Source organism: Sphingomonas hankookensis, from assembly GCF_001619955.1.
In the GTDB taxonomy this organism is placed as follows: Bacteria; Pseudomonadota; Alphaproteobacteria; order Sphingomonadales; family Sphingomonadaceae; genus Sphingomonas; species Sphingomonas hankookensis_A.
In genome coordinates, this window is record NZ_LQQO01000062.1 from 1 (window position 1) to 26,143 (window position 26,143).

18 protein-coding genes are annotated in these 26,143 nt (G+C 68.6%); 10 read left to right on the forward strand and 8 right to left on the reverse strand.

The features are described from left to right. Together AVT10_RS16475 and AVT10_RS16480 are read left to right on the forward strand one after the other, a co-directional pair. The coding region (locus AVT10_RS16475; protein ID WP_157092802.1) for a beta-galactosidase small subunit family protein at positions 1-1,144 on the forward strand (1,144 nt) is incomplete at its 5' end. Continuing rightward, complete coding sequence (locus tag AVT10_RS16480; RefSeq protein WP_232308063.1) at positions 1,141-3,408, forward strand: S9 family peptidase; 2,268 nt, start codon at positions 1,141-1,143, stop codon at positions 3,406-3,408. The genes AVT10_RS16475 and AVT10_RS16480, both read left to right, overlap by 4 nt. A gap of 278 nt (positions 3,409-3,686) precedes the next feature. Here AVT10_RS16480 and AVT10_RS16485 read toward each other — a convergent pair whose 3' ends face one another. Then, positions 3,687-6,362 (reverse strand): DUF5695 domain-containing protein, encoded by a 2,676-nt coding sequence (locus AVT10_RS16485; RefSeq protein ID WP_198158624.1) that lies wholly within the window; start codon positions 6,360-6,362, stop codon positions 3,687-3,689. Between the two features lie 104 nt (positions 6,363-6,466). Between AVT10_RS16485 and AVT10_RS16490 the strand changes: the two genes are divergently transcribed. Genes AVT10_RS16490 through AVT10_RS16500 form a run of 3 tightly spaced genes read left to right on the forward strand, consistent with a single transcriptional unit; the run spans position 6,467 to position 11,594 of the window. Beyond that, positions 6,467-8,839, forward strand: a complete 2,373-nt coding sequence (locus tag AVT10_RS16490) for a glycoside hydrolase family 127 protein (RefSeq protein ID WP_157092803.1) — start codon at positions 6,467-6,469, stop codon at positions 8,837-8,839. A 17-nt stretch (positions 8,840-8,856) separates the two neighbouring features. Continuing rightward, positions 8,857-9,864, forward strand: coding sequence for an Ldh family oxidoreductase (locus AVT10_RS16495; RefSeq protein ID WP_084401829.1), 1,008 nt, complete (start codon positions 8,857-8,859; stop codon positions 9,862-9,864). Continuing rightward, complete coding sequence (locus tag AVT10_RS16500) at positions 9,861-11,594, forward strand: DUF885 domain-containing protein (RefSeq protein ID WP_066693987.1); 1,734 nt, start codon at positions 9,861-9,863, stop codon at positions 11,592-11,594. Before AVT10_RS16495 ends, AVT10_RS16500 begins: the two co-directional genes overlap by 4 nt. A 42-nt stretch (positions 11,595-11,636) precedes the next feature. Here the strand turns inward: AVT10_RS16500 and AVT10_RS16505 are convergent, their stop codons facing one another. Continuing rightward, complete coding sequence (locus AVT10_RS16505) at positions 11,637-12,545, reverse strand: LysR family transcriptional regulator (protein ID WP_066693990.1); 909 nt, start codon at positions 12,543-12,545, stop codon at positions 11,637-11,639. Between the two features lie 172 nt (positions 12,546-12,717). On the opposite strand from AVT10_RS16505, the gene AVT10_RS16510 reads away from it, so the two are divergent. Genes AVT10_RS16510 through AVT10_RS16520 form a run of 3 tightly spaced genes read left to right on the forward strand, consistent with a single transcriptional unit; the run spans position 12,718 to position 16,875 of the window. Next, entirely contained in the window at positions 12,718-14,412 is a 1,695-nt protein-coding gene (locus tag AVT10_RS16510; protein ID WP_066693993.1) for an ABC transporter transmembrane domain-containing protein, read from the forward strand. Continuing rightward, on the forward strand, positions 14,396-15,472 hold the full coding sequence (locus AVT10_RS16515; protein ID WP_066694001.1) for an efflux RND transporter periplasmic adaptor subunit: 1,077 nt from the start codon (positions 14,396-14,398) through the stop codon (positions 15,470-15,472). Before AVT10_RS16510 ends, AVT10_RS16515 begins: the two co-directional genes overlap by 17 nt. Further along, entirely contained in the window at positions 15,469-16,875 is a 1,407-nt protein-coding gene (locus tag AVT10_RS16520) for a TolC family protein (RefSeq protein ID WP_066694004.1), read from the forward strand. The genes AVT10_RS16515 and AVT10_RS16520 overlap by 4 nt, the downstream gene beginning before the upstream one ends. Before the next feature lie 108 nt (positions 16,876-16,983). On the opposite strand, the gene AVT10_RS16525 is transcribed toward AVT10_RS16520, so the two are convergent. The 6 genes from AVT10_RS16525 to AVT10_RS16550 all read right to left on the reverse strand — a co-directional run bounded on the left by AVT10_RS16525 (position 16,984) and on the right by AVT10_RS16550 (position 23,515). Beyond that, positions 16,984-17,928, reverse strand: a complete 945-nt coding sequence (locus AVT10_RS16525; protein ID WP_066694011.1) for a DUF1861 family protein — start codon at positions 17,926-17,928, stop codon at positions 16,984-16,986. A gap of 14 nt (positions 17,929-17,942) precedes the next feature. Further along, positions 17,943-19,001 (reverse strand): glycoside hydrolase family 130 protein, encoded by a 1,059-nt coding sequence (locus tag AVT10_RS16530; protein WP_066694014.1) that lies wholly within the window; start codon positions 18,999-19,001, stop codon positions 17,943-17,945. 9 nt (positions 19,002-19,010) lie between these two features. Then, on the reverse strand, positions 19,011-19,850 hold the full coding sequence (locus AVT10_RS16535; protein ID WP_066694018.1) for a carbohydrate ABC transporter permease: 840 nt from the start codon (positions 19,848-19,850) through the stop codon (positions 19,011-19,013). Beyond that, positions 19,847-20,746: a carbohydrate ABC transporter permease gene (locus AVT10_RS16540; RefSeq protein WP_066694023.1), complete on the reverse strand. Its 900-nt coding sequence runs from the start codon at positions 20,744-20,746 to the stop codon at positions 19,847-19,849. Before AVT10_RS16540 ends, AVT10_RS16535 begins: the two co-directional genes overlap by 4 nt. 220 nt (positions 20,747-20,966) lie before the next feature. Beyond that, positions 20,967-22,250, reverse strand: coding sequence for an ABC transporter substrate-binding protein (locus tag AVT10_RS16545; protein WP_066694026.1), 1,284 nt, complete (start codon positions 22,248-22,250; stop codon positions 20,967-20,969). Continuing rightward, on the reverse strand, positions 22,247-23,515 hold the full coding sequence (locus AVT10_RS16550) for a hypothetical protein (protein ID WP_066694031.1): 1,269 nt from the start codon (positions 23,513-23,515) through the stop codon (positions 22,247-22,249). Before AVT10_RS16550 ends, AVT10_RS16545 begins: the two co-directional genes overlap by 4 nt. Before the next feature lie 133 nt (positions 23,516-23,648). On the opposite strand from AVT10_RS16550, the gene AVT10_RS16555 reads away from it, so the two are divergent. Next, positions 23,649-24,725, forward strand: a complete 1,077-nt coding sequence (locus AVT10_RS16555; RefSeq protein ID WP_066694033.1) for a LacI family DNA-binding transcriptional regulator — start codon at positions 23,649-23,651, stop codon at positions 24,723-24,725. Beyond that, entirely contained in the window at positions 24,722-25,798 is a 1,077-nt protein-coding gene (locus tag AVT10_RS16560) for an ABC transporter ATP-binding protein (RefSeq protein WP_066694035.1), read from the forward strand. Before AVT10_RS16555 ends, AVT10_RS16560 begins: the two co-directional genes overlap by 4 nt. Positions 25,799-26,143 lie beyond the last annotated feature (345 nt).

Below are 26,143 nucleotides of genomic sequence, written 5' to 3' on the forward strand. Positions count from 1 at the left end.
CCGCCACGACCATATCGACCTGTCGCGCTTCACGCTCGACTATAGCGTGCTGGAGGACGGGCGGGAGGTCGCGCGCGGCGCGCTCCGGATGCCGGCGGTGGCGGCCGGCGCGCGCGCGCCGCTGGCGCTCCCCCTGCCGCCCGCGCGCGATGCTGCGGCGGAGCGGATGCTGGTGCTGCGCGCCCGCACGACCGGGGGCGCGATCCCGCTGGTCGCCGCCGGCCATGTCGTCGGCTATGACCAGTTCGCGCTGTCGCCGCCGCGCCCGCTGCCCGCCCTCGCCGCGACCGCGACGCCGGTCGATGGCGGCGACGCGCTGCGGCTGACCGCCGGGGACGGCGTGCTGGAGGTCGACAAGGCGACCGGCCTTATCCGCCGCTATGCGCGCGGCGGCGCCACGTTGTTGAGCGGCGGCGCCCCCGATTTCTGGCGCGCGCCGACCGACAACGACATCGGCACCGGCATGACCAAGAGCCACAAGATGTGGCAGGTGTTCAGCCAGCAGCGCCGCGTCGACGCCATCGGCATCGACGGGAATGCGATCGTCGTGACGCACGACATGGGCGTCGGATCGGTCAAGGTCACCACCCGCTGGACGATGGACGCGGGCGGCACGGCGCGCGCGACGCTGCGCTTCGTTCCCTTACGCGACGACCTGCCCGATCCGCCGCGCATCGGCCTGCAGTTCGCGATGCCTGCGACGCTCGACCGCATCCGCTGGTATGGCCGGGGACCGTGGGAAAATTATGCCGACCGCAAGACGGCGGCGCTGGTCGCCACCTATGCCGGCCTGCTCGCCGACCAGTATCACGCCTATCCCCGGCCGCAGGAATCGGGGACCAGACAGGATGTGCGCTGGATCGAGCTGACCGGGGCGACGGGCACCGGGCTGCGCGTGGCGGGCAACCGGCCGCTGGCGGTCAACGCGCTGCCCTTTCCCTATGCCGACCTGATGGAAAAGTCGCCGGGGCAGGCGCATAGCAGCGATATCCGCCCGCATGGCGACGGCACGCTGCTGGTCGATGTGCTGCAAGGCGGGGTCGGCGGCGATACCGGGTGGAGCAGCGACGGGCGGCCGCATCTGCGCTATCGCGTGCCGCTGCAACCGGTCGAATGGACCATCACCCTGGGGGCGGCGCGATGATGCGATCGATATGGGCATCGCTGGCCGGGGCGGCGCTGGCGACGGTCGCGGTGCCGGCGGGGGCGCAGGACGATCCGCGCATCGCCCGCTCGATCGCGCTTCGCGACCAATGGCAATGGCTGACCCGCGACATCGCCTTTCCTGCGACATGGGACGGCGACGGGCGGCACTTCCATTATCGCAAGACGGTGGCGGGCGGCTTCGCCTTTGTCGATGTCGATGCGACAACGCTGGCGAAGCGGCCCGCCTTCGACGCGGCGGCCATCGCGCGCGCGCTGGCGGCGGCGCGGCGGCAGGCGGTCGATCCGCTGCGCCTGCCGTTCGACGGATTCGCGTTCGAGGACGGGCGCGGCGCGATCCGCTTCGCCATCGACTATGCGCCGTGGCGCTGCACGCTGACCGATCCGGTCTGTGCCCCGCTCGACGAACCGCACCGCCGCCCGCGCGGGTTCGACGTGGTGCGCGACCTGACCGTGCCCGCGCTCAACCCGCCGCGCCCGGCACCCGGCGGCGGGCGCGAGGCGCTGGTGATCGACGACAATCTGGTCGTGCGCGGCATCGGTGGCGGTGCGGAGGCGTGGCGTAGCCACGACGGCAGCCCCGGCGATTTCTACGATCCCGAAACCATCGCCTGGTCGCCCGACGGCAAATGGATCGCGCTCTACCGCGTCCGGCCGGGCTATCGCCGGATCGTGACCCGCGTCGTGTCGTCGCCCAAGGACCGGGTACAGCCGGAACTCGTGCAGCAACTCTATCCCAAGCCCGGCGATGCGATCGACCAGGAACGCCCGGTGGTGTTCGACGCGGCGACCGGGCGACAGGTTACGGTCGACACCGCGCTGTTCCCCGATCCGTGGCAGCTCGGGCCGATCGCATGGCGCCGCGACGGCCGCAGCTTCGCGTTCGACTATATGCGGCGCGGGTTTCAGCATGCCGCGGTGGTGGCGGTCGACGCCGCGACCGGCGCGACCCATGCGGCGGTGCGCGAGGATGCGGTTACCTTTATCCATAACGAACGCCGCTTCGCGCATGACGTGGGCGGGGCGGGGGCCGAGCTCATCTGGGCATCGGAGCGCGATGGCTGGCGGCACCTCTACCTGATCGATGCGAAGACCGGCCGGGTGAAGCGGCAGATCACGCGCGGGAACTGGGTGGTGCGCGACATCGCCCGCATCGACGACGACCGCCGCCGCATCTGGTTTTCAGCGAGCGGCACGGTGCCGGGCGAGGATCCCTATCACAAACACTGGTTCCGGGTGGATTTCGACGGGCGCAACCTGACCCGCCTGACCGAAGGCGATGCCACGCACGAGGCGCGCTTTTCCCCCGACGGCACCCGGTTCGTCACCGTCCATTCGCGCACCGACGTGCCCGAGGTCGCCGAGCTGCGCGATGCCGATCACGGCCGGCTGATCGCGACGCTGGAACGCGGCGACGTGCGCGCGCTGACCGCCGCCGGCTACCGCCCGCCCGAACGCTTCGTGGCGAAGGGGCGCGACGGCACGACCGACATTCACGGGCTGGTCGTGCGGCCGCGCGACTATGATCCGGCGAAGCGCTATGCGGTGATCGAAAACATCTATGCCGGTCCGCACGACAGCTTCGTGCCCAAGGGCTATTGGCCGTTCGGCGCCTTTTCCGGCGGGGACAAGGCGATGGGGATGCAGCAGATCGCCGATCTCGGCTTCATCGTCGTGATGATCGACGGTATGGGCACCGCCAACCGGTCGAAGGCGTTTCACGACGTCGCGTGGCGCAACCTCGCCGACAGCGGCTTTCCCGATCGCATCGCATGGATGCGCGCGCTGGCGGCGAAGGACCGCGCCGTCGACCTGTCGCGGGTCGGCATCTATGGCGGCTCGGCCGGCGGGCAGAGCACGCTGAACGCGCTGTTGTTCCACCCGGAATTGTACAAGGCGGGGGTGGCGTTCGCCGGCTGCTTCGACAACCGGATGGACAAGGTCGACTGGAACGAACAATGGCTCGGATGGCCGGTCAACCCCAGCTACCTCGCGGCGTCGGGGGTGGTCCATGCCGACAAGCTCCGCGGCAAATTGCTGCTGGTGGTCGGCGAACAGGATTCGAACGTCGATCCCGCCTCGACGATGCAGGTGGTCGACGCGCTGATCCGCGCGGACAAGGATTTCGAACTGCTCGTCATCCCCAATGGCGAACACGCCGCCGGCCGTTCGACCGGGCCCGTCGCCTATGGCCAGCGCCGCGAATATGACTTCTTCCTGAGGACGCTGGGCGGCGCGCGGTAGCCCGGACGAAAGGCCTGTCCTACAAGGATGCGACCTGCCACAGTCCCTGCCGCTCTTTGAACCGAAGGTCGCTATTGCGCAGCACTCGCAAGACCATGCGAAACCGTGGCGAGCGTGAACTTTGTGAACTTATTTCGAAAAAGCCTTGTTTTTCAACGACGCGTCAAAACATCCGTCACCCCAGCGAAAGCTGGGGTCTCCCTCGGCTCCTGCCCTGCGCTACGACCGGCAGACCCCAGCCTTCGCCGGGGTGACGGGTACGCCTCGAGGGACCACCCCTACCGCGCCGCCAGCACCACCGTCGTCGGCGCCCCCGACAGCGCGATGGTCGTGAAGCCCCGCTCCACCGTGCCGCGATCGATCCGATAGGGTGCGCCGCCCGCCGGTGCCTCGACCGACAGATGCGCGGCGGGCGTGGTCGCGCTGGCCGGGTCGAGGGTCAGCTCGATGCGGCGCGTGGCCGGATACCAGCGGGCGCGCGCGATCCGGCCCGCCGCCAGCGTGATCCACTGCCCCGCCGGCGCCACGAACAGCCGGGTCCGCGCGCCGTCGTGCGGCACGATCTCGATGGCCTGGGGCCCCGCCGTCACCGCGCCGCCGAACCCCAGCCACCCGAAGGTCGCATCGCGCACCAGATAGGTCGCGGCGGCATAGGCATGGCCGAAATAGCCCATGCCGTAATCGCCGCTATACGCGTCCCAGCGCATCATGTCGGGTTCGGAATGGAACGCGGCGGAGGCAAAGCCGTCGCGGTCGATATTGGTGATCCCGCCCATGAACCCGCCATAGGCGACGCGCAGCAGGTGCAGGTCGGCGGGGTCGCGGCGGAACGCGTCGAACAGCGGCACGGCGTTCAGCGCCGATCCGTAATGGTGGATCTGCCGCTCGATCCGCGCGACCTTGCCCCCGTACAGGAAATCCCAATAGCGCCGCGCATTGCCGTTATAGCCCCAGTGCGGCACGGTCGGGTCATAGCCCAGGATCACCTCGCGCGTGACCGCCGCCTCGCGCGCATGCCCGAAATGCCGCATCCACGCATAGACTTCGGGCTGGCCGGTCGAATCCCACGCCATCTCGCTGCCGAACGGATAGGCGAGCGTGCGCCAGTGATCGGCCCGCGCCTTCATCAGCTTCTCGATCTCGGCGGCCCTGGCGGTCATCCCCTCGCGCTGCAGGTCGGTCAGGATTTCGAGGAACACCTCGCCCTCCATCTGCCCGAACTGCGCATAATGCGGCGCGTCGCGCATCATCGCGACCGTCGTCTGCGCGGCATGGTCGAGGTAGAAGCGCCAGTCGTGGCGCTTCACCAGCCCTTCATGGTGCCGCGCCAGGCGATAGAGCACCCAATGGCCGATCGCGACATGCGGGTAATTATACGACCGGCCCGGATCGTCGGCCTGCTTGCGGTCCCACGACGCCCAGGTCGTCCAGTCGATGCCCTTGTCGTAATAGCCGGCGAACGCCTTGGGATCGTAATAGAACAGGCTCTTCTTCACCCCGCCGCCGGGGACCTGCAACTTGCCCAGCACCGTCTCGTCGACCATCCGCTCCAGCTTCGCGACCTCTTGCGGCTCGGGATGGTCGAGCTGCTTCATGATCGCGGCGACCCACGACCCGCCGCCGCCCTCGTCGCTCATGCCCGCGATCCACACCCGGCTGTCCTGCGTGACGATGCGGTTGGCGTCGCGGTCATAGGTCAGGATCGACGGCGCGCGGCGGAACGGGTCGCTGGCATCGTCGAACCATTGCCGCGTCGTCGCGAACCGCCCCAGATCGGCCGACACCTGCGCCAGCGGCTTGGTGACATAATAATGCACGCTCTGCACGCTGCCATCGGCATAGCGGATCGCGACCCGCGCTCGGCCCCATCCCTTGCCCGTCACCCGCCAGCGATGCCACCCCGCCGGCCCGGCGACCTCGGTCAGCGTCAGCGCATCGGCGGGGGTGACGCTGATCCCGCGCACCGCCTGGGGCGATCGGACGAACAGGTCGGCGGGGCTGTCGGTCGGCACGACATAGCCGGGCAGGCCGATCGCCAGCGGCCGGCCCGCCGCCTGCAAGCTGCCCTCGATCCCCCGGATCGACGGCGCGGTGACGAAGCGGACGCCGATGCTGCGCCGCTCGCCCGGGGCCAGGGTGAAGCCGGTGGCCGGGTTCCACGGCTGCCCCTTGTCCGCCATCGCGCTGCTGGCGACCATCCAGTCGTAGAACCCCTCGAACGTCTGCCGGCGCGGGGTGCGGTCGGTAAAGATGTCGCCGGCGCCGGCCTCCTTCGCATCGTGCAGGATGCGATATTGTTCGAGCGGGGTGCGCCCGTCGGGCAGGACCAGCAGCGCCGGTCCCTTGCCGTTCAGCCGGGTGACCTGCAGATAGCCGGCGTCGTTGCCGATATAGGGATCGACGAAGCTGCCCTTGACATGCGCCTGTTCCAGCGTGCGGTCGGTGATGATGTTGTCGAACACCATCGGCATGCCCAGCGCGCCGATCTCGACCGGTGCCGTCCCGCGATTGTGCAGCGTGAAGCGCAGCACCGGCCCTCCGCGCTGGCGCAGCCATGCCCGTTCGATCGACAGCGGCATGCCCTCGCCCATCGTCGGGGTCAGGTCGGCGCGGGCCAGCACCTCGCCCCCGGCGGGAAGCGCGCGGACCGGTACGCGCCGCCTGGCCGAGGAGAAATCGCGCCACGCCCCCGCGCTGCCGGCCATGCGCAGCCGCAGGTGCAGGTCGCCGATCTGGGCATAGCCGTCGCCCCGCCGCTCGGCCGCGCGGTCGCCGGGCGCGAAATCGAACCCCGGCTCGCTGGTCGGCGACAGGTGCAGCAGCGTCTGGCTGGCCGGGTCGAGCGTCAGGCGGAGCGGCCCGGCGACATGGGCGGACGGCGTGCGCTGCGTCGGTGCGGAGGGCGCCGGCGCGGCGAGGATCGCGCCCCCGGCCAGTGCCGCTGCCAGTGTCATCGCACCGCACGCTGTTACAAACCGCCGCATCCCGTCATCATCCCTGTTATCCGGTCGGTTGACTCCGACCCATATCGGCTTATCGTATACCATATTCTGAGGAGATGGAAATGCTGGTTGGTCGTCGTGCGTTCCTGTTGTCGTCCGCGACGCTGCCCATGCTGACCATCCCGGCAGCGGCACAGCGCGGGGCGGGGTTGCCGGCCAGCGCGCGGCCGTTCCCGCTGTCGGCGGTGCGGCTGCGCCCGTCCGATTATGCCCGCGCGGTGGAGGTGAACAAGGCCTATCTGATGCGGCTGTCGCCCGACCGGCTGCTCCACAATTTCCACGTCTTCGCCGGGCTGCCCGCCAAGGCGCCGGTCTATGGCGGGTGGGAAAGCGACACGATCGCCGGCCATACGCTTGGCCATTATCTCTCCGCGCTGGCGCTGATGCATGCGCAGACCGGGTGCGGCGACTGCGCGACGCGTGCCGACTATATCATCGGCGAACTGGCGCGGTGCCAGGCGGCGCATGGCGACGGCTATGTCGCGGGCTTCTCGCGCAAACGCAAGGACGGCAGCATCGTCAACGGCAAGGAGATCTTTCCGGAGATCATGCGCGGCGACATCCGCTCGGGCGGGTTCGACCTCAACGGCTGCTGGGTGCCCTATTACAACTGGCACAAGCTCTATACCGGGCTGTTCGACGTCATCGACCATATCGGCCCGAACGCGCGGGCGATGGCGATCGCAGTGGCGCTGGGCGGCTATATCGAACGGGTGTTCGCCGCGCTTGGCGACGATCAGGTACAGGTGATGCTGGCCTGCGAATATGGCGGTCTGAACGAGAGTTTCGCCGAACTGCACGCCCGCACCGGCGACGCGCGCTGGCTGCGCCTGGCCGAACGGATCTACGACAGGCGCATGCTCGACCCGCTGACGCAGAAGCGCGACCAGCTGGCGAATTTCCATGCCAATACGCAGGTGCCCAAGCTGATCGGCCTCTCCCGGCTGCACGAGATCACCGGCAAGCCCGAACAGGCGACCGCCGCGCGCTTCTTCTGGGAACAGGTGGTACGCCACCACAGCTACGTCATCGGCGGCAATGCCGACCGCGAATATTTCAGCGCGCCCGACACGATCGCGCAGCACATCACCGAACAGACCTGCGAATCGTGCAACACCTACAATATGCTCAAGCTCACCCGGCACCTCTTCGCATGGGAGCCGGACGGGGCGCTGTTCGACTTCTACGAACGCGCGCACCTCAATCACATCATGGCGCATCAGGAACCGGTCGACGGCGGCTTCACCTATATGATGCCGCTGATGTCGGGGGCGAAGCGCGAATATTCGGCGCGCGATGGCGAGGAATTCTGGTGCTGCGTCGGCACCGGCATGGAAAGCCATGCGAAACATGGCGAGAGCATCTTCTGGACCGGCGACGACACGCTCATCGTCAACCTCTATATCCCCGCCGATGCGCAATGGGCCGCGCGCGGCGCGACGCTGGGGCTGGACACGGGCTATCCCTTTACCGGTGATGCCACGCTGACCTTCACCACGCTCGATCGGCCCGGCAATTTTCCGGTGGCGCTGCGCGTGCCGGGATGGGCGAAGACGCATGAGGTGCTGGTCAACGGCCGGCCGGTCGATGCCGCGTCGGCGGGCGGCTATGCCATCGTGACCCGCCGGTGGAAGGCGGGCGACCGCGTGACGATCCGCCTGCCGCTCGACCTGCGGATCGAACCGACGCCGGGCGATGCGCAGACGGTGGCGGTGCTGCGCGGGCCGCTGGTGCTGGCGGGCGATCTCGGCCGGGCCGACGGGACGTGGGACAAGCCCGATCCGTCGATGGTCGGCGACGACCTGATCGCCGCCTTCGCGCCCGTCGCGCCGCAGGAGGCGCAATATGCGACGCAGGGCATCGTCCGTCCCGGCGACCTGACCTTCGTCCCCTTCTATCGGCAATATGACCGGCGCTCGGCGGTTTATTTCAAACGCTTCAGCGATGCTGAGTGGAAGACCGAGGAGGCGGCGTTCCTCGCCGAACAGGCACGGCAGCGCGAACTGGCGACGCGGCAGGTCGACGTCATGCACCTGGGCGAGATGCAGCCCGAGCGCGATCACCAGCTGACCTCCGAAATCTCCTATGCCCTGGTCTATCGCGGGCGCAACGGACGCGACGCGCGCAGCGGCGGCTTCTTCGAATTCACCATGGCGGTCAAACCCGGCCCGCTGCTGCTGCAGGCGACCTATTGGGGCGACGAGCGCAAGCGCAGCTTCGACATCCTGGTCGATAACCAGCGGATCGCGACGCAGACGCTGGACGCCGACCGGCCGGGATCGTTCTTCGACGTCGACTATCCGATCCCGGAGGCGCTGACCAAGGGCAAGACGCGGGTGAAGGTTCGGTTCGTGCCGCATGACCGCAACAGCGCCGGGCCGGTGTTCGGCGTCCGGCTGTTCGCGGCGAAGCGGGGCACGCCGGCGTGAACGACGACCGGGTGCACATGACGCTCGACGCGGTGCGCGCCTATGCGCGCGCCACGCTCGCCCGCGTCGGTCTCGCCCCGGCGCATGTCGCGGCGGTGGCGGAGACGATCGTCGCGGGCGAACGCGACGGGTGCGGCGCGCACGGGCTGTACCGGCTGCTGGTCGCGGCGCATTCGGTCGCCTGCGGCGTGGTGGTGCCCGATGCGGTGCCGGTGCTGCTGGAACCGCGTGCCGGCGGCGTGGTGCGGGTCGATGGCCGGGGCGGCTTCGCGCAGCTGGCCTTCGATACCGGGCGCGACGCGCTGGTCGATGCGGCACGCGCCAACGGCATCGCCGCGCTGGCGATCACCAACGTCGTCCATTTCGCCGCGCTGTGGCCGGAGGTGGAGGCGCTGGTCGACCGCGGGCTCGTCGCGCTGGCGGTGACCGCCAACCACGCCTGGGTCGCCCCGGCGGGCGGTACGCGGCCGGTGTTCGGCACCAATCCGATCGCCTTTGGCTGGCCGCGCGCGGGCGGAGTGCCGTTCGTGTTCGACTTCGCGACCAGCGCCGTGGCGCGCGGCGAGATCGAACTGCACCGCCGCGCGGGCACGCCCGTTCCCGCCGACTGGGGCCATGCGCCGGACGGCGGCGACACGACCGATCCGGCCGAGGTGCTGGCCGGGGCGATGCGCACGTTCGGCGGGCACAAGGGCTCGGCGCTGGCGCTGATGGTCGAACTGCTCGCCGGGCCGCTGCTCGGCGACCTGACCAGCGCCGAATCGATCGCGTGGGATGCCGGGCGCAAGGGGTCGCCGCTGGGCGGCGAGCTGATCGTGGCGCTCGATCCCGCCGGGTTCCTGGGGGCGGGGGCCGCCGAACAGATGGCACGCGCGGAAAGCGTGTTCGCCGCGATCGAGGGGCAGGGCGCGCGCGTGCCCGGTGCGCGCCGCCACGCGCTGCGCCCGGTCAGCGAGAGCGACGGGGTGTGGGTGTCGCGCGCTCTGCTCGACGATATCGACCGGACGACGGGGGGAACGGCATGACGATCGCCATGGCACTGACGCTGGTGCTGGCGCTGCCCGCGCCGGCACAGGCGACGAACGACATGGGCTTCCGCCGCCTGTCGGACCAGGAATATGCGTGGCGCAAGACGCTGCGCGGCCCGGGCGAGGATGCGCCGGTCAGCGCCAATGCGACGCTGCCCGATGTCGGCCCGGCGGCGCAGGCGGCAATGACCCGGCGCTGGAGCGATACGCTCGCCGCGCTCGACCGGATCGATCCCGCCACGCTCACCCCCGCTGCGCGCGAGGATTACGCCGTCTATCGCGGCCAGGTCGCGGCATTGCTCGCCCAGCAACGCTTTCGCGATTTCGAAAAGCCGCTCAACGCCGATACCAGTTTCTGGATGAGCGTCGCCGACATGGCGCGCGCCGACTATCGCGACGAGGCGGCGTTGCGCCTGTACCTGTCGCAGCTGGCCAGCCTGCCGCGCTATTACGACCAGCAGATCGCCAATATGCGCGCCGGGTTGCAGCGCGGCTTCACTCCGCCTCGCATCACGCTCCAGGGCCGCGATGCCGGCGTGGCGGCGGTCGTGCAGGCCGGGCCGGGCGAGGCATCGCCCTTCTACGCGCCGTTCCGCACCCTGCCCGCGACGATCCCCGCCGACCGGCAGGCGGCGCTCCGGGCCGAGGCGAAGCGGGTCATCGCGACCGCCGTGGTCCCGGCGCATGCCCGGCTGATGGCGTTCCTGCGCGACGACTATATCCCGCATGCGCGCGAGGGGCTGGCAGCCTATGGCCTGCCCGACGGCCGTGCCTATTACCGCTCCAAGGTCCGCGAATTCGTGACCCGCGACATCGCGCCCGAGGAGATCCACGCCATCGGCCTTGCCGAAGTCGCCAAAATCCGCGCGCGGATGCAGCAGGTGATGACGCAGGTGCAATGGCAGGGCGACCTGCCGTCGTTCCTGAACCACCTGCGCACCGATCCGCAATTCTATGCGAAGACGCCGCAGGAGCTGCTCGACCGCGCGGCATGGATCGCCAAGACCTTCGACGGCAAGGTCGCGACCTATTTCGGGCGGCTGCCGCGGATGCGTTTCGCGATCAAGCCGGTCGCGCCGGAGATCGCGCCTTTCTATACCAGCGGGCGCGGCGGGCCGGGCATCTATATGGTCAACACCTATGACCTGCCCTCGCGCGGGCTCTATTCGCTGCCCGCGCTGACGCTGCACGAAAGCGCGCCGGGCCATGCGTTCCAGATGCCGTTCGCGATGGAGCTGAGCGACCTGCCCGAATATCGCCGCAACGAGTATATCTCCGCCTATGGCGAGGGCTGGGCGCTGTATTGCGAGGCGCTGGGCGAGGATATGGGGATGTACGAAACGCCCTATGAGACGTTCGGCATGCTCAGCTACCAGATGTGGCGCGCCGCGCGACTGGTCGTCGATACCGGCATCCATTCGCAGGGGTGGAGCCGCGAACGGGCGCAGGCGTTCCTGCGCGACAATACCGCGCTGTCGAACCACGAGATCACGACCGAGGTCGACCGGTACATCGCGTGGCCGGGACAGGCGCTCAGCTACTATATGGGCGAGCTGGCGTTCCTGGATGCGCGGGCGAAGGCGCAGCGGGCGCTGGGCGAGAAGTTCGACTACCGCGCCTTCCACGACGCGATGCTGAGCCTGGGGTCGGTGCCCTTGCCGCTGATCGATGCGCGGGTCGACCGCTTCATCGCCGATGGCGGCAAGGGGCCGTATCCGATGCCGTAGCGGATCGACCGGCGCCTGCGGGCACAGGGTATGGAGCCCGCGTCAGCTATCGCCCAGCACCTGCCGCGCGCTTGCCTGCACCTGGTCGGCGATCAGCCGGAATGCGGCGTCCATCGGCGACTGGCGGCGCCAGGCGATCGCGATCGAGCGATGCACGCGCCAGCCCTGTACCGCCAACCGCTTCAGCCCCGTCGCCCGGTTGGCATCGCGCCGCAGATACAGGCCGGGCAGCAGCGCGAGGCCGAGCCCGCTCGCCACCATCTGATGCAGGCTTTCGAGGCTGGTGCCGTAATAATCGGGGGCGACGGTCATGTCGTGGCGCGCGGCAAGCTCGGCCGCCTGCCGGGCAAGGTGGTGGCGCGGGTCGAGCGTCAGCAGCGCATGGCCCGCCAGCGCCCGCTCCGCGACCTCTCCCCCGGCGGCTAGCGGATGGTCGAGCGCGGCGACGAGGTACAGCGGTTCGCGGAACAGCGGCTCGACGGTCAGGTCGTCGCCCGCCATCGGCAGCGGTCCGAGCAGCAGGTCCAGCTCGCCGCGCGACAATTCCAGCGCCTGTTCCTCCGGTATCCCCTCGCGCACCTGCAGGCGCAGGTTCGGCGCGCGCCGGTGCAGGTCGGCGATGATCGGCGACAACAGATAGGGGCCGAGCGTCGGCGTGGTGCCGAGCCGGATCGTCCCGGTCAGCCCGTGCGCGGCGCCTGCCGCCAGCGCGGCGATGTCGCGCGAATCGGCCAGCATCCGCCGCGCGATCGTCACGATGCTGCGCCCGACCGGGGTCAGCACCGCGCCGCCGGCCCCGCGTTCGACCAGTTGGACGTTCAGCCGCGCTTCGAGCGCGCGGACCTGCTGGCTCATCGTCGGTTGCGACACATGCGCCACCCGCGCCGCCAGCGCGAACGATCCGGTGTCGGCGATGGTCACCAGATATTCGAACTGACGCAGCGTGGGCATGGCGCGGCTATAGTCGCAGACTATGGCAACGGGGCAAGGTTTCCGATTGGCCGCACTGCAACATAATTTGTAACACTATCTCACCATGATCGCGGTTAAGGCTCTTGGGGGAGCTTGGCCGCAGGGTTCGTATACCGTAAGCGGGGAGCGGGGGAACGAAGAGGACGACAGGGTGGCAGCGAAACGACTGGGTTTCAGGGATGCGGCGGGGTGGCTGGCGCAGATCATCGGCCCCGATGCCGCCTATGTCCGGTTAGGGCTGGTCTATACCGTCGCGATCAGCCTGCTGGCGCTGGCCACGCCGATCTCGGTCCAGCTGCTGATCAACAGCGTCGCCAATACCGCGATGCCGGCCCCGCTCTGGGCGCTGTCGGGCGTGCTGCTGGTGCTGCTGCTGCTGGTCGCGGCACTCAGCGCGCTGCGCGTGTGGATCATGGCCGCGTTCGAACGCCGCGTGTTCGCGCGGGTGGTGGCGGAGGTGACGTTGCGCGCGGTCCATGCGCAGGACCCGTTCTTCGCCGACGCCAATCGCGGCGACCTGTTCAACCGCTTCTTCGACCTGGTCGTGGTGCAGAAGGCGATCCCCAGCCTGGTGATCGGCGCCTTCACCATCGTGTTGCAGGCGGCGGTCGGCCTGACCATCACCAGCTTCTACCACCCCTTCTTCCTCGCCTTCAACGCGGTGCTGGTCGGCACCGTCGTGCTGATCTGGCTGTTGTGGCAAAGCGGGGCGATCACCGGCGCGGTCGCGCTCAGCCATGCCAAGCACAATACCGCGCGCTGGCTGGAAAGCGTCGGCGGGTCGAACGGCTTCTACAAATCGTCGCGCCACCTGGCGTTCGCGATGGACCGGTCGGAGGCGGTGACCGCGACCTATGTCGGCGCGCACCGCAAATATTTCCGCTACCAGTTCACCCAGACCATCGCCTTCCTGCTGGTCTATGCCTTTGCCAGCGCCGCGCTGCTGCTGCTGGGCGGCACGCTGATCCTGCGCGGGCAATTGTCGCTGGGCCAGCTGGTCGCCGCGGAGCTGATCCTGTCGGGCGTGTTCTACGGCATCTCGCAGCTGGGCTGGTATCTCGACACCTTTTACGACCTGACCGCCAGTTCGGAGGAATTGTCGCTGCTGTTCGCGATTCCCCAGGAACCCGACCAGCGCGGCGAGGGCGGTCCGCGCGACGGGGCGGTCCGGATGACCGGGCTGGTGCTCGACGGCGCGCATTATGACCTGAGCCTGTCGGCCGGCGAACAGCTGGTGGTGGTGGCGGAACCGGGTAGCGAACGGCGGCTCGCGCTGCTGCTCAAACGCCATGTCCATCCCGAACGCGGGCTGATCCGCGTCGGCGGTGCCGATCTCGGCGCGCTCGACATGTATCAGCTGCGCTCCGACGTGACCGTGCTCGACCGCGCGACCATCGTCGACGTGACGATCCGCGACTATCTGCGGCTTGCGACCGGCGGGCAGGGCGAACGCGCGCTGGAGGCGGGTGAGGCGCTGGCGACCGTCGGCCTCGAACGCCGCCTCGCCAGCCTGCCGCAGGGGCTCGACACGCCGCTCGGCGCGTCGGGCTATCCGCTCAGCATCGGCGAAACGATGGCGCTGAAGCTCGCCAATGCGCTGCTGGTGCGGCCGAAGCTGCTGCTGCTCGGTCAGTTGTTCGACCTGTTGCCGCCCGAACGGCTGCGCGCGGCGCTGGCCGAACTGCAGCGGCATGGCACCACCGTGCTGCTGTTCACCGGCCGGCCGGAGGATATGGCGCTCGACGGCTATCTGCATCTGGGGACCGACGAACAGCGGCGCTTCGCGTCGCTCGACGAGCTGCGCGCCACGCTGGCACAGGAGGGGGGCGATGATGCGTCGGCCTGAACATCTCGCCCATTTCCGCACGCTGGCCAGGCTGCGCCCGCCGCGCGTCGGCGTCGTGGTCGCGTGGCTGATCGCCATCGGCATCGCGGTCGCGGTCGCGATCATGTTCCTCGTGCCGTGGTTGCAGACCGCGCGCGGGCGCGGCACCGTCGTCGCGCTCGACCCGCAGGACCGCGCGCAGGACGTGACCGCACTGGTCCCCGGCCGGGTCGTGCAATGGTATGTCCAGGACGGGCAGCATGTCGACAAGGGCGCCCCGATCGCCCGCGTCGTCGACCTCGACCCCGATCTGCTCAGCCGCCTGTCGGCCGAACGCGCGCAGGTCGAGGCCGAAATCCAGGCGATCGAACAGGCGCGCTCGGTCGCCAACATCGATGTCGCGCGCACCCGGCAGCTGCTGGCCGAGGGGCTGGGATCGCGGCGCGATTTCGAACTGGCGCAGATCAAGGTCGCCGAAGCCGCAGCGAAGCTGGCGGACTCCCGCGCCAAACTGAACCGCATCAACGTGCAGCTCAATCGCCAGTCGGCGCAGCTGGTCCGGGCACCGCGCGACGGCCGTATCCAGAACCTGAACGCCGCCGCCTCCGGCGCGCTGGTCACGGCGGGCACCGCGCTCGCCACCATCGCCCCCGAACGGGTCGAACGCGCGGTCGAGCTGCTGATCGACGGGCGCGACGTGCCGCTGCTCAAGCCCGGCCGTCCGGTGCGACTGGAATTCGAAGGCTGGCCCGCGATCCAGTTCAGCGGATGGCCCTCGGTCGCCTATGGCTTCTTCGACGGGCGGGTGCGCACGATCGATCCCAATGCCAATCTGCAGGGGCTGTTCCGCATCATCGTCGAACCCGCGCCGGGCAAGCCCGCCTGGCCCGATGGCCGCTATGTCCGCCTGGGCGGCAAGGTGCAGGGCTGGGTGCAGGGGGAGACGGTCACGGTCGGCTATGAATTGTGGCGCCAGCTGAACGACTTCCCGCTGGAATTCGGCAATGTCACGACCCCCAAGGACGGCGCGAAGGAGGAGGATACCGCCAAGATCGCGGCGAAGGCGGGGAAGCCCAAATGATCCGCGCCGCGCTTGCCCTTGCCCTGCTGGCACCGGTCCCCGCGCTGGCGCAGCCCGCCGCCGCGCCGCTGACGCTGGACGAGGTGCTGCGCTCCTCCGCCCGCGCCGCGCCGCAGATCATCGAGGCGCTGGCAAAGATCCGCTCGGCGGAGGGCCGCGCGCTCACCGCCGAGGGCGCGTTCGACACCGTGTTCGAGGCGGAGGGCAAATCCCGCGCGCTCGGCTATTATGACGGCACCGTCGTCAGCGGGCGGGCGACGCGGCCGATGGGCGACAATGGCGGCTATCTCTACGGCAATTACCGCGTCACCCGCGGCGACTTTCCGGTGTACGAGGACGAATTCTACACCAACCGCCTGGGCGAGGTGAAGGTTGGGGCACTTTATTCCCTGATGCGTGACCGTTTGGTCGACGAACGCCGCACCCGCCGCACCCTGGCCGGCGGGGACATCGACATCGCCCGGTTCGAACGCGAGGCGACGGCGATCGGGGTGCAGCGTCGCGCGGTCGACGCGTACCAGAACTGGGTCGCCGCCGGGCAGCGGCTGCGCGCCTATCGCGACCTGCTCGACCTGTCCGAACGGCGCCGCGGCGGCATCGCGCGGCAGATCGAACTGGGCGCGCGGCCCGACATCCTGTTGACCGAGAACGACCAGAACCTCGTCCGCCGCCGTGGCCTGGTGGTGAAGGCGGAGGGTGATTTCCAGGCGGCGGCCAATGCGCTGTCGCTCTATTATCGCGACGCGGCGGGCAATCCGCTGCTGGTCGGCGCGGAGCGGTTGCCGGGCGACAGCAACGCGCTGGTCGGGCCGCGGGTGGTCGCGCCGGTCGGCGACGTGGCGCAGCGCCGCCCCGATCTGCAGGTGCTGCTGACCCGGGTCGATCAGGGGCTGGCGAAGCTGGCGCTCGCGGAAAACGACTTGCGCCCCCGGCTCGACCTGCGCGGCGAGGTGGGCAAGGATATCGGTCCGCCGGGACTGGGCGGCAGTTCGCGCACCCCGCTGGAGGCGGCAGTGGGTTTCCGCTTCTCGATCCCGCTGCAGAACCGCGCCGCGCGCGGCAAGGTGAGCGAGGCGGAGGCGGAGATCGATGCGCTCAACGCACGCGGGCGCTTCGTGCGCGACCAGATCGCCGTGGAGGTCGAGGGGATCCTGATCGGCGTCGGCGCGGCGGAACGACTGGCGGCCGTCGCCGAACAGGAACGCGCGCTGGCCGAACGCCTGGCCGATGCCGAGCGGCGGCGGTTCGAACTGGGGTCGAGCGACTTCTTCCTCGTCAACCAGCGCGAGGAAACCGCGAACGACGCCCGCGTGCGCCTCATCGACGCCCAGGCGAGGATCGCGGCGGCGCGCGCCGAACTGGCGGCGGCGACGGCGGACCGGGTGGCGTTGGGGTTGGAGTGAAGCCCCCATTTCGTCATTCCCGCGAAGGCGGGAATCCATAGACGCCGACGTTGCAGCTCGATCCGTGACGTCAGCGGATATGGACCCCCGCCTACGCGGGGGTGACGATCAGGGGGTGGCCGCCGCCAACGGCACATCGAACGGATACGCAATCTCGACCCAATGCGCCTCCGCATCCGAGGTGCCGGCATAGAGCCGCGTCACGCCGTCGATCTGCTCGATCCCCGACGAGAACACCACATCGACCAGATCGGGCCGCTTCGCCGCACCGGGGCCGAACTGCCCACGCCCGGCGATCACGCTCAGGTCGCGCCAGCGCCGGGTCGCCGGATCGAACACGAAGGCGACGGCATAATAATGCCGCGCGCTATGGATCGTATCGTCCTCGAAATAGGCCGCGTGCGCGATCAGGCCGATTTCGCCGTTCGCCAGCAGATGCGCTTCGTTGACCCCGCCCCAGTCGAGCGGGTGGAACATGCCCCCAAGCATCGGTGCGGCGTCGATCGCCTCGACCGACAGCGCATCGAGCGAGGGGACCTCGGTATATCCGATCGTACCGCGCCCGCCCTTGGCGCCACGTGGCCGGGTGAACACCGCGACGCGCCCGTCGGCCCGTTCGCACAACCGGATGTCCTTCATCCCCAGCGGGCCGGCGAAGAACGGCGCAAGCGAGAAGATGTCGGCCCCGCGATAAAATTCCGTCCACCATTCGGGCAGCCCTTCGCCGAAGCGGACCGCGACGCCGCCGAACACCAGCTCGCCGCCGATGAAGGTGACGAACGGGTCCTGTAGCGGAAAGCGCGGCGCGTCGGCGATCGGATGCCACACGCCGTCCACTTCCTCGAAGAAGACGGCCAGCGAATGTTCGCTGTCGCGCGGTTCGACCCGTCCGGCGATCACCCGCCGTCCGGCCGATACGAACGGCGCGGAGATGTTGTAGACGTCCAGCCCGTCGAATCCGGCGAAGATCAGCCGCTCGGTCCGTGCCGGCGTCGCCCCCTGCGCAAAGGCTTCGTAGCGGGTGCGGACGCGCGGAATGTCGGTTTCGTGCATCGATCCTCCGTGCATCACAGCCCCATCGCCTGCCAGAGTTTCCCCAGGGAAACCGTGCCGAGCGCCATCACCCGGTCGGCCCCCCCATAATAGACGCGCAGTTCGTCGCCCTCGACCAGCGCGCCGCAACTGAACACGACCTGGTCGAAAAAGCCGGAGACTTCATAGGGTTCGACCGGCTCGGCCAGCGGCTGTGCAAGCCGCGCGACGATCACGCGCGGGTCGTCGCGGTTGAGTAGCAGCGCCCCGAGGCTGTAGCGCTGCTTCGCATCGACGCCGTGATAGATTTGCAGCCAGCCCTTGTCGGTCTCGATCATCTGCGCACCACCGCCGATCTTCATCGCCTCCCACCCATCGCCGCTGCGTCCGCACAGGTGGCGATGGTCACCCCAGTGGAGCAGGTCGGGCGACTTGGCGATCCAGATTTCGGGCGTGCCGAGGTGCAGCGGCGCGGGGCGGTGCAGGCACCAGTAATGGCCGCCGATCCGCCGGGGGAACAGGCACACGTCGCGATTGTCGGGGGCATGGATGATGCCCAGACGCTCGACCGACACGAAATCGTCGGTGACCGCCAGCGCGGTCGCGATGCCGAGGTCGGACACCGCGGTATAGTTGATGTACCACCGCCCCTCGATCACCGTGATCCGCGCATCCTCGCACCCGAAACGCTCGCTGCGGTTGGCGGGAAACAGGAAGGGCGCGTCGTCGACTACGAAGGTCGCGCCGTCGCTGCTGCGCGCGAGGCGAAGGTGCGACAGCGAGGTCAGGAACACCTCGCGCGGGTCGGCGCGGGAGCGCACCATGCGCGGATCGCTGAAATCATAGGCCGGATCGTCGCGGCGGAAGCTGCGGGTGGTGCAGCCCCATGCGCCGCCTGCCTCCTCCAGCAGCGGCACGATCACCGTGTCGGGATCGTCGGCGATCACGCTTTCGGCGACGCGGACGAGCAGGATCGTCTCCTCGCCATAGCGGGTGACGCCGGCGTTGAACGTGCCGTCGATCCGCCAGCCCGGACGGCTCGGGCGCACGGTTTCGGGCGCGACGATGGGGTTGCGCGGACTACGCTGTAGCATGGGGGCGTCCTATTTGAGCGAGAGCGACATGCCTTGCAGGAAATGCCGCCGGAAAAGGAGGAAGAGCAGGACCAGCGGCAGCGTCTGCAACACCGCGCCGGCCATCACCGGCCCGGCATAGCCGCCATATTGCTTGCTGAACGTCGCCAGCAGCACCGACAGCGGCATGCGGTCGGTGTCCGAAATCGCGATCAGCGGCCACAGGAAATTGTCCCACGTGCCGGTAAAGGTGAACAGCGCGACGATCGCGATGATCGATTTGTTGAGCGGCACGACGATCTTCGTCACCGTCTGCCACAGGCTCGCGCGGTCGAGCCGGGCGGCGTCGAAATATTCCTCGGGCATCGTCCTGAACGACTGCGCCATCATCCAGATGCCCCATCCCGACATCATCGACGGCAGGATCAGCGCCCACAGGCTGTTGAGCAGGCCCATTTCCTTGACGAGCACGAACAGCGGCAGGATGAACATGCTGGTCGGGATGACCATCTGCAGCAGCAGGAAATCGCCGAACATCTTACGCCCCGGAAACCGCATCCGCGCGAGCGCAAACGCGATGAAGCCCGAGGTCAGCAGCACCGATGCGGTCACGGTCAGCGTCACCAGCGCCGAGATGCCGAGCGCCCCCAGGAACGGCCGGTCGAGCTTGTCAGCGGTCGCCAGCAGGAAGGCGAAATTGTCGAGGGTGAAGTCCCCTTCGAACAGGGCGGTGTTATAGATCTGCGCGTCGGGTTTGAGCGACGCGGCGACCATCCAGGCGAAGGGATAGAGCCAGGTCAGCGCCAGCGCATAGATGGCGATGGTCGCGATCCATCCGCCCACGCTGCGTTTGGCAAGGAACGCCTTCATGCCAGCACGACCTTTCGTTCGAACAGCCGCCGGGCGAGCTGGACCAGACCATAGGTAACGAGGGCGACGACGATGCTCATCATCGCCGCATGGCTCGGCTGCAACCGCCGGAACGCGGTTTCGTAGATCATCATCTGCGGCGTCGACGTGCTGTCGCTGGGGCCGCCGCCGGTGATGATGAACGGTTCGGTGAACAGGCCAAACGATACGAGGATCGCAAAGGTCAGCACCATCATCAGCTGCGGATTCATCATCGGCAGCGTGATCCGCGTCAGCCGCGTCCACGGCCCGGCATGGTCGAGCCGGGCGGCGTCGTAGATTTCCTTCGGGATCGCCAGCAGCCCCGAATAGAGGATCAGCCCATAATAGCCGACGAACTTCCACGCGACGACCAGCGCGATCGCCAGCATCGCCAGCGTCGGATCGTTGGTCCACGGCACCCGCACGCCGAAATTGTCGAACAGCATCGTGTTGAACGGTCCGGTCGAGCTGAACACCTTGGCGAACACCAAAGACAGCGCGACGCCCGACGACACGTTCGACAGCAGGAAGCAGAGCGCCACGAACCCCTTGCCGCGCCCGACATGCCGCAACCCGAACGCGACGACCAGCGCGCCGCCGAACGCGATTGGCAGATAGAAGCCGAGGAACCGCACCACATTCCACAGCGATTGCAGGAATTGCGGGTCCTGCAGCGTCATCAGCAGGTTGCGTGCCCCCGTGAACACGGGTTCGTCGAAGAAGCGCCACTGCGTCACCGACAGCTTGGCCAGCCAGAAGAACGGATAGGCCCAGAAGACAGCGGTGAAGAGCAGATAGGCACCGGCCAGCGACAGCCCGATGACGGCCTCGCGCGACCATGGCGCGCGTTGCTTCGTTGACGGGAGCTTTCTCAACAAGAGGCACCTCCTGTCCCGACCGTTGGGAAACCTTGATGAAGGTCGGCCGCTTCGCCGCGCACTTGCCGTACCCCCGCGCAGGCGGGGGTCCAGAGCCAAGCAAAATAAAGGCTTACGACCGGTGCCCTGGACCCCCGCCTGCGCGGGGGTACGGTACGCGGCTGTGGTCGGGACTTCCGCAAAGCTCCCGCCGCGCGCGACACGGGTTCGCCTGTCCTCATGCCTGCACCTCCAGCATTCGGTCGGTCCGCGCGACGGCATCGGCAAGGGCAGCGGCGGGGCGGGCGCTGCCCAGCATCAGCGGTTCGACCAGGCGCGCGCTCATGATCTTCTGGATATCGATGGTATGTTCGGACAGCGCCGGCGGCCGCGCGGTCGCGACATTGGCGGCATAGGCGCGGGCGATGGCGTTGCCGCGATAATAACCGGCAAAGGCGGGGTTGGTCAGCAGGTCGTCGCGTGCCGGGGACAGGCCGGTGCGCTGCAACCACAACAGGTTCAGCGCCTCCTCGCCCAGCGCCCAGGACAGGAAGGCGAAGGCCTCGCGCTGCACCCGGCTGCTGCGAAAGATCACCGCACCCTTGCTGTCGGAAAAGGTCGAGGCTGGCAGGGGGCCGACCGCCGGGGCGATCATCGGCCCGACCGCGATCCGCTCCAGCGTCTCGGGATAGATGTTGGCGAACCGCTCGACATCCCACGGGCCCCGCACCGCGCCGGCGGCGAGGCCGGACACCAGCGGCTCCTCGGCATCGAAGTCGAGCGCGGTCCAGCCCTGCCGGTACATGCGGTCAATGAAGCCCGCCGCCTGAAGACCGGACGCATTGTCATAGAGCGCATGGTTGCCCGCCAGATAGGGCTGCCCCCCGCTGGCGGCGTAATAATAGGAGATATAATCGAACCAGCGATCCTGCCACGCGCGCCCGGCGATCACCTGCATCCCGTAGCGCGACTGGCGCACGGCATAGGCTTCGCAGAAGCGATAGACGTCGGCATAGGTTTTCGGCGGTTCGCCCAGCCCATGCTGGTCGAGCAGGTCGGCGCGCCACCACAACAGCGTCGGGCTGGAATAGATCGGCAGCGCGGGCACCTGTCGCCCCTGCGTCCACCCGGCCATGATCGTGGCCATGTGCCGCCGCTCGACCAGCGCATCATAGCCCGGCATCGTCGCGAGATCGACGACCTGCCCGAGCGCGGCGAGCTGCACCGCAAAGCCCGAAAAGACGTTGGTGCACAGATCGGGTTCGGTGCCGGCGACCAGTGCCGACAGCACGGTATCCTCCGAATTGCCGGCGGTGGGAATGGTGGTGAAGTCGACCGGCAGGCCGAGGCGCTCAGCATTCCAGCGCGCGACGGCGATCTTCCAGAAGCTCTCCTCCGCCGCATTGGGCGCGATCCATAACAGGATGCGGTCGGTGCGCTTCTCCGCCTTGCGTCCTCCGCAGCCGGTGAGCAGCGCCGCACCGCCGAGCGTCATCAGCAGGGCATCGCGCCGGGTGGTCATGGCAGCGGCGTGCCCGACAGGACGGTGAGCGCAAACAGCCCCTCGATGGTCGATTCCGCGCCGGAATTGGGGTTGATCTGCCCCGCGGCGACGATGCCGTCATAGGTCCGCCCGGTCGCGGGGTCGTAGACCGGGCGGTTGGCATCGTTGACGCCGGTGAACCAGCGGCCGAGCGCGGTCGCGGTGGTGCGATAGCGCGCCTTGCCGGTCTGGCGATGGGCTTCGGTCGCGGCGAGGATCATCGGGGCGAGGCCATAGGCGATCTGCGGGAAACGCTGTTGGTCGCGCGCTACATATCCCTTGTCCGTCCGCGCCACGGTGAAGGACGACCGCATGCCGGTACGCAGCAGGTACGGGTAGAAATGATCGACCTCCCGAAGCGCGCTTTCGGTGAAGTCGGGTCGGTTCAGCGCCTTGCCGGCGCGCAGCAGCGCATAGGCCTGCACATTGCCCCAGGCATGCCACTGATTGCGCCAGCTGAGATGCACGCCATGGGGGAAGCGCTTGGCGTCGCCCGCCTGCATCTGGACCAGACCGTCACCGATCCGGCCGATCAGCGCGCGGGTCGCCGGGTCCTTGGTACGAGTGTAGTGGGGGAGCAGGCCGAGCAGCGCGGTCGATCCGGCATCGGCGCCGGACTCCAGCGGCAGCCAGATGGGCACGATCAGGTTGGCGACGCGGACGGTCCCGTTGGCGGCAACGGGCAGGTCGCGCTCGAGGTTCGCGACCAGTCGGTCGGCGGCCGCGCGGGCGCGCTTCGCGGTGTCGGGGGAGAGGTGGGGCAGGGCGGCCTCCAGCCCCCAGAGCGCGCGGAGCGACCACCAGTTCAGCTCGGCCAGCGAGGTGCGGTATTCGCGGTTGATCCGGCCGTCGCCCCACAGGAAATTGTGGAAATAGCCGTTCTCCGCCTGCATCTTCAGGACGAAGCGGGTCAGCATCTCGATCTGGTGGCGGCGCTTCGCGTCGGGAGCGCCGGCGGCGAGCAGGACGATCCCGCGCGCCACATCGTCGACGCAGGTATAGCCCTCGCGCGGTTCGATGGCGAAGCGATAGTCGGGCGCCTCGCTGTAGATATGCAGGATGCCGACCCGTTCGCCGTCCAGATCGCGTTCGGCGTAGAGATGGTCGAAGTGTGCGAAGGTTACGCGTAACGACGATTGTTCGGCCGCTGCAATCGTTTGCGGGCGGGCGAGGGCCGGCGATGGGGCGAGCAGGGCCAGCGCCAATAGGAACGCGGCGCGGGGGGTGTTCGGCTTGGCGGCCATGTGCCGGTCGCTCCTCTCCATCGTCCCCGTTTGCCGGGTGGCGTGTTTATCGTTAAACATTGGTGGTTGCGGCTGTCAAGGTGGCGGGTTAGTGGTCGGGAAAGACGGTGGAACCACCACCCGGAGAGGAACCATGGCCCGCGCGAAACGTGCCACGTTGAAATCGATCGCGTCCGATCTGGGCGTCACCCATACGTCGGTGTCGAATGCGTACAACAACCCGGCCAAGGTGTCGGCGGCGCTGCGCGACCGGATCCTCGCCCATGCGGCGGAAGTTCACTATGAGGGGCCGAACCCGGCGGCGCGCTCGCTCAGGACCGGGCGGTGCGGCGCGATCGGGGTGCTGTTCAACGACCAGCTGAGCTATGCTTTCACCGACGCGCACGACATCGCGTTCCTGCGCGGCATATCGTCGGTGTGCGAGGAGGAGGGCGCCAACATCGTCCTGATTCCGCTCAAGGACAAGCATCCCGAACGGTTGGACAATCTGACCGCGATCGTCGACGGATACATACTGAACGCGCCGTACAAGAGCCATCCGACGATCCGCAAGGCGCTGGCGCGCGGGCTGCCGACGGTGGTCGTGGACTTCGACGCGCCGCAATTGCCGAGCGTGCTGACCAACGACCGCGAGATGATGCGCAGCGTCGTTTCGCACCTGATCGACCTTGGCCATCGCAACATCGCCATCGTCACCTTTCCGTGGTCGCAGGACCATGGCGAGCTGTTCGCGCTCGACCGCGACGTGTCGGACGAGAATCATGTGGTACACGAACGCGTGCTCGGCTGCCGCGACGCGTTCGATGCGGCGGGCGTGCCGGCCAAGGGCATCCTCGTGTGCGAGACGCCGAACGACGAGGAGGGCGGCGCGCGGGCAGTCGACCGGCTGCTCCGGCGGCAGCACGACCTGACCGCGATGGTCTGCTTCTCCGACCGATTGGCCTATGGCGTCATGGCGCGGTGCGATGCGCTGGGGCTGTCGGTGCCGCGGCGCATGTCGGTGACCGGCTATGACGGGATCGACCCGCCCGGCCGCCCGCGCGAGGGGTTGCGGTTGACCACCGTCCGGCAGAACGCCTTCGAGAAAGGCCGCCGCGCCGCCGAAGCCCTGCTGCGCGAACCGGGCAAGGCCGGATCGCCGATCCGCATCGCCGCCGAATTCGTGGGCGGCGACAGCAGCGCCGCCGCATGGGAGCTGGAAACCGAATGAGCGCATTGCAGCTTCAGGGGCTGACCAAATCCTATGACGGGGTCGACACGATCCGTGGCATCGACCTGGACGTCGCGGCGGGCGAGTTCGTCGTGCTGGTCGGGTCGTCGGGCTGCGGCAAGTCGACCGTGCTCAGGATGATCGCGGGGCTTGAGACGGTCAGCGGCGGGCAGATTCGCATCGGCGGGCGCGACGTGACGCGGGTGCCGGCGTCGGACCGCGGCGTGGCGATGGTGTTCCAGTCCTATGCGCTGTACCCGCACATGACAGTCGGTGAGAATTTGAGCTTCGGTCTCAAGAATATGCGGGTGGCCAAGGCGACCATCGCCGAACAGGTCGCCCATGCCGCGCAGGTGCTCGAACTGGACGCGCTGCTCGACCGGATGCCCAACCAGCTGTCGGGCGGGCAGCGGCAACGGGTGGCGATCGGCCGCGCGATCGTGCGCAATCCCGACCTCTTCCTGTTCGACGAGCCGCTGTCGAACCTCGACGCCGATCTCAGGGTACGGATGCGGCACGAACTGGCCGCGCTCCACCGGCGTCTGGGCGCGACGATGATCTATGTGACGCACGATCAGGTCGAGGCGATGACGCTGGCCGACCGCCTCGTGATCCTCGACAAAGGGCGGATCGCGCAGGTCGGCACCCCGCTGGAAGTGTATGACCGGCCGGCCAATGTCTTCACCGCCGGCTTCATCGGCAGCCCGCGGATCAACCTGTTCGACGCGGTGGTGGTCGGGCGCGAGGGGGGCGTGACCCTGTTCGACATGGCCGGGGGTTTGCGCGTCGGATCGGCCCGGGGGGCGGCGCTGGCGGTGGGCGCGCGGGCGACGCTGGGGCTGCGGCCCGAACATGTGACGCTGACGGGCGGTGGCGACGCCCTGGCGCTGCCGATGGCGATCGAGGCGGTCGAGGCACTGGGCCATTCGACCTATCTCTATGGCGCGCTGCCGTCGGGCGATGCGTTCCGCGCGAAGCTGGACGGGCATCATGCGGTAGCGGACGCGATCACGCTCCATGCCGATCCGGCGCGGATGCTGGTGTTCGATGGGGACGGCAACGCGGTCGATTGAGGCGGTGTCGGGCCGGGTTTGATTCACGCGGAGGCGCGGAGGGCGCGGCCTTTCGCGTCTTCGTCGGCGTCGGGGTAGAAGAAGGTTAGATTTCGGGCAGAGGCGCAGAGGCGCGGAGGGGTTGCGTTTGTTGCCACCGCGCACGATCGGCAGACGACTGCACCCGCTGTCGGCAAGGGCGAGGCCGCTGGCGCGGGTAAGGTGGCCCCGGACGCACCCTCTCCGCGCCTCTGCGCCTCTGCGCGAAATCTAACCTTCTGCTTCTTCTTCGCGCCTCCGCGCCTCCGCGCCTCCGCGTGAACCCTGCAACCGAAGCCGCTATTCGACCCGCTGGTTACACCCGCC

Excerpts from the sequence above, each read along its gene's own strand:
- AVT10_RS16485 (WP_198158624.1), bottom strand. The coding sequence starts at position 6,362 with ATGACACTGGCAGCGGCACTGGCCGGGGGCGCGATCCTCGCCGCGCCG.
- AVT10_RS16505 (WP_066693990.1), bottom strand. The coding sequence starts at position 12,545 with ATGCCCACGCTGCGTCAGTTCGAATATCTGGTGACCATCGCCGACACC.
- AVT10_RS16545 (WP_066694026.1), bottom strand. The coding sequence starts at position 22,250 with ATGACCACCCGGCGCGATGCCCTGCTGATGACGCTCGGCGGTGCGGCG.
- AVT10_RS16500 (WP_066693987.1), top strand. The coding sequence starts at position 9,861 with ATGACGATCGCCATGGCACTGACGCTGGTGCTGGCGCTGCCCGCGCCG.
- AVT10_RS16480 (WP_232308063.1), top strand. The coding sequence starts at position 1,141 with ATGATGCGATCGATATGGGCATCGCTGGCCGGGGCGGCGCTGGCGACG.
- AVT10_RS16560 (WP_066694035.1), top strand. The coding sequence starts at position 24,722 with ATGAGCGCATTGCAGCTTCAGGGGCTGACCAAATCCTATGACGGGGTC.
- AVT10_RS16495 (WP_084401829.1), top strand. The coding sequence starts at position 8,857 with ATGACGCTCGACGCGGTGCGCGCCTATGCGCGCGCCACGCTCGCCCGC.
- AVT10_RS16535 (WP_066694018.1), bottom strand. The coding sequence starts at position 19,850 with ATGAAGGCGTTCCTTGCCAAACGCAGCGTGGGCGGATGGATCGCGACC.
- AVT10_RS16550 (WP_066694031.1), bottom strand. The coding sequence starts at position 23,515 with ATGGCCGCCAAGCCGAACACCCCCCGCGCCGCGTTCCTATTGGCGCTG.
- AVT10_RS16490 (WP_157092803.1), top strand. The coding sequence starts at position 6,467 with ATGGAAATGCTGGTTGGTCGTCGTGCGTTCCTGTTGTCGTCCGCGACG.
- AVT10_RS16555 (WP_066694033.1), top strand. The coding sequence starts at position 23,649 with ATGGCCCGCGCGAAACGTGCCACGTTGAAATCGATCGCGTCCGATCTG.
- AVT10_RS16525 (WP_066694011.1), bottom strand. The coding sequence starts at position 17,928 with ATGCACGAAACCGACATTCCGCGCGTCCGCACCCGCTACGAAGCCTTT.
- AVT10_RS16520 (WP_066694004.1), top strand. The coding sequence starts at position 15,469 with ATGATCCGCGCCGCGCTTGCCCTTGCCCTGCTGGCACCGGTCCCCGCG.
- AVT10_RS16530 (WP_066694014.1), bottom strand. The coding sequence starts at position 19,001 with ATGCTACAGCGTAGTCCGCGCAACCCCATCGTCGCGCCCGAAACCGTG.
- AVT10_RS16515 (WP_066694001.1), top strand. The coding sequence starts at position 14,396 with ATGATGCGTCGGCCTGAACATCTCGCCCATTTCCGCACGCTGGCCAGG.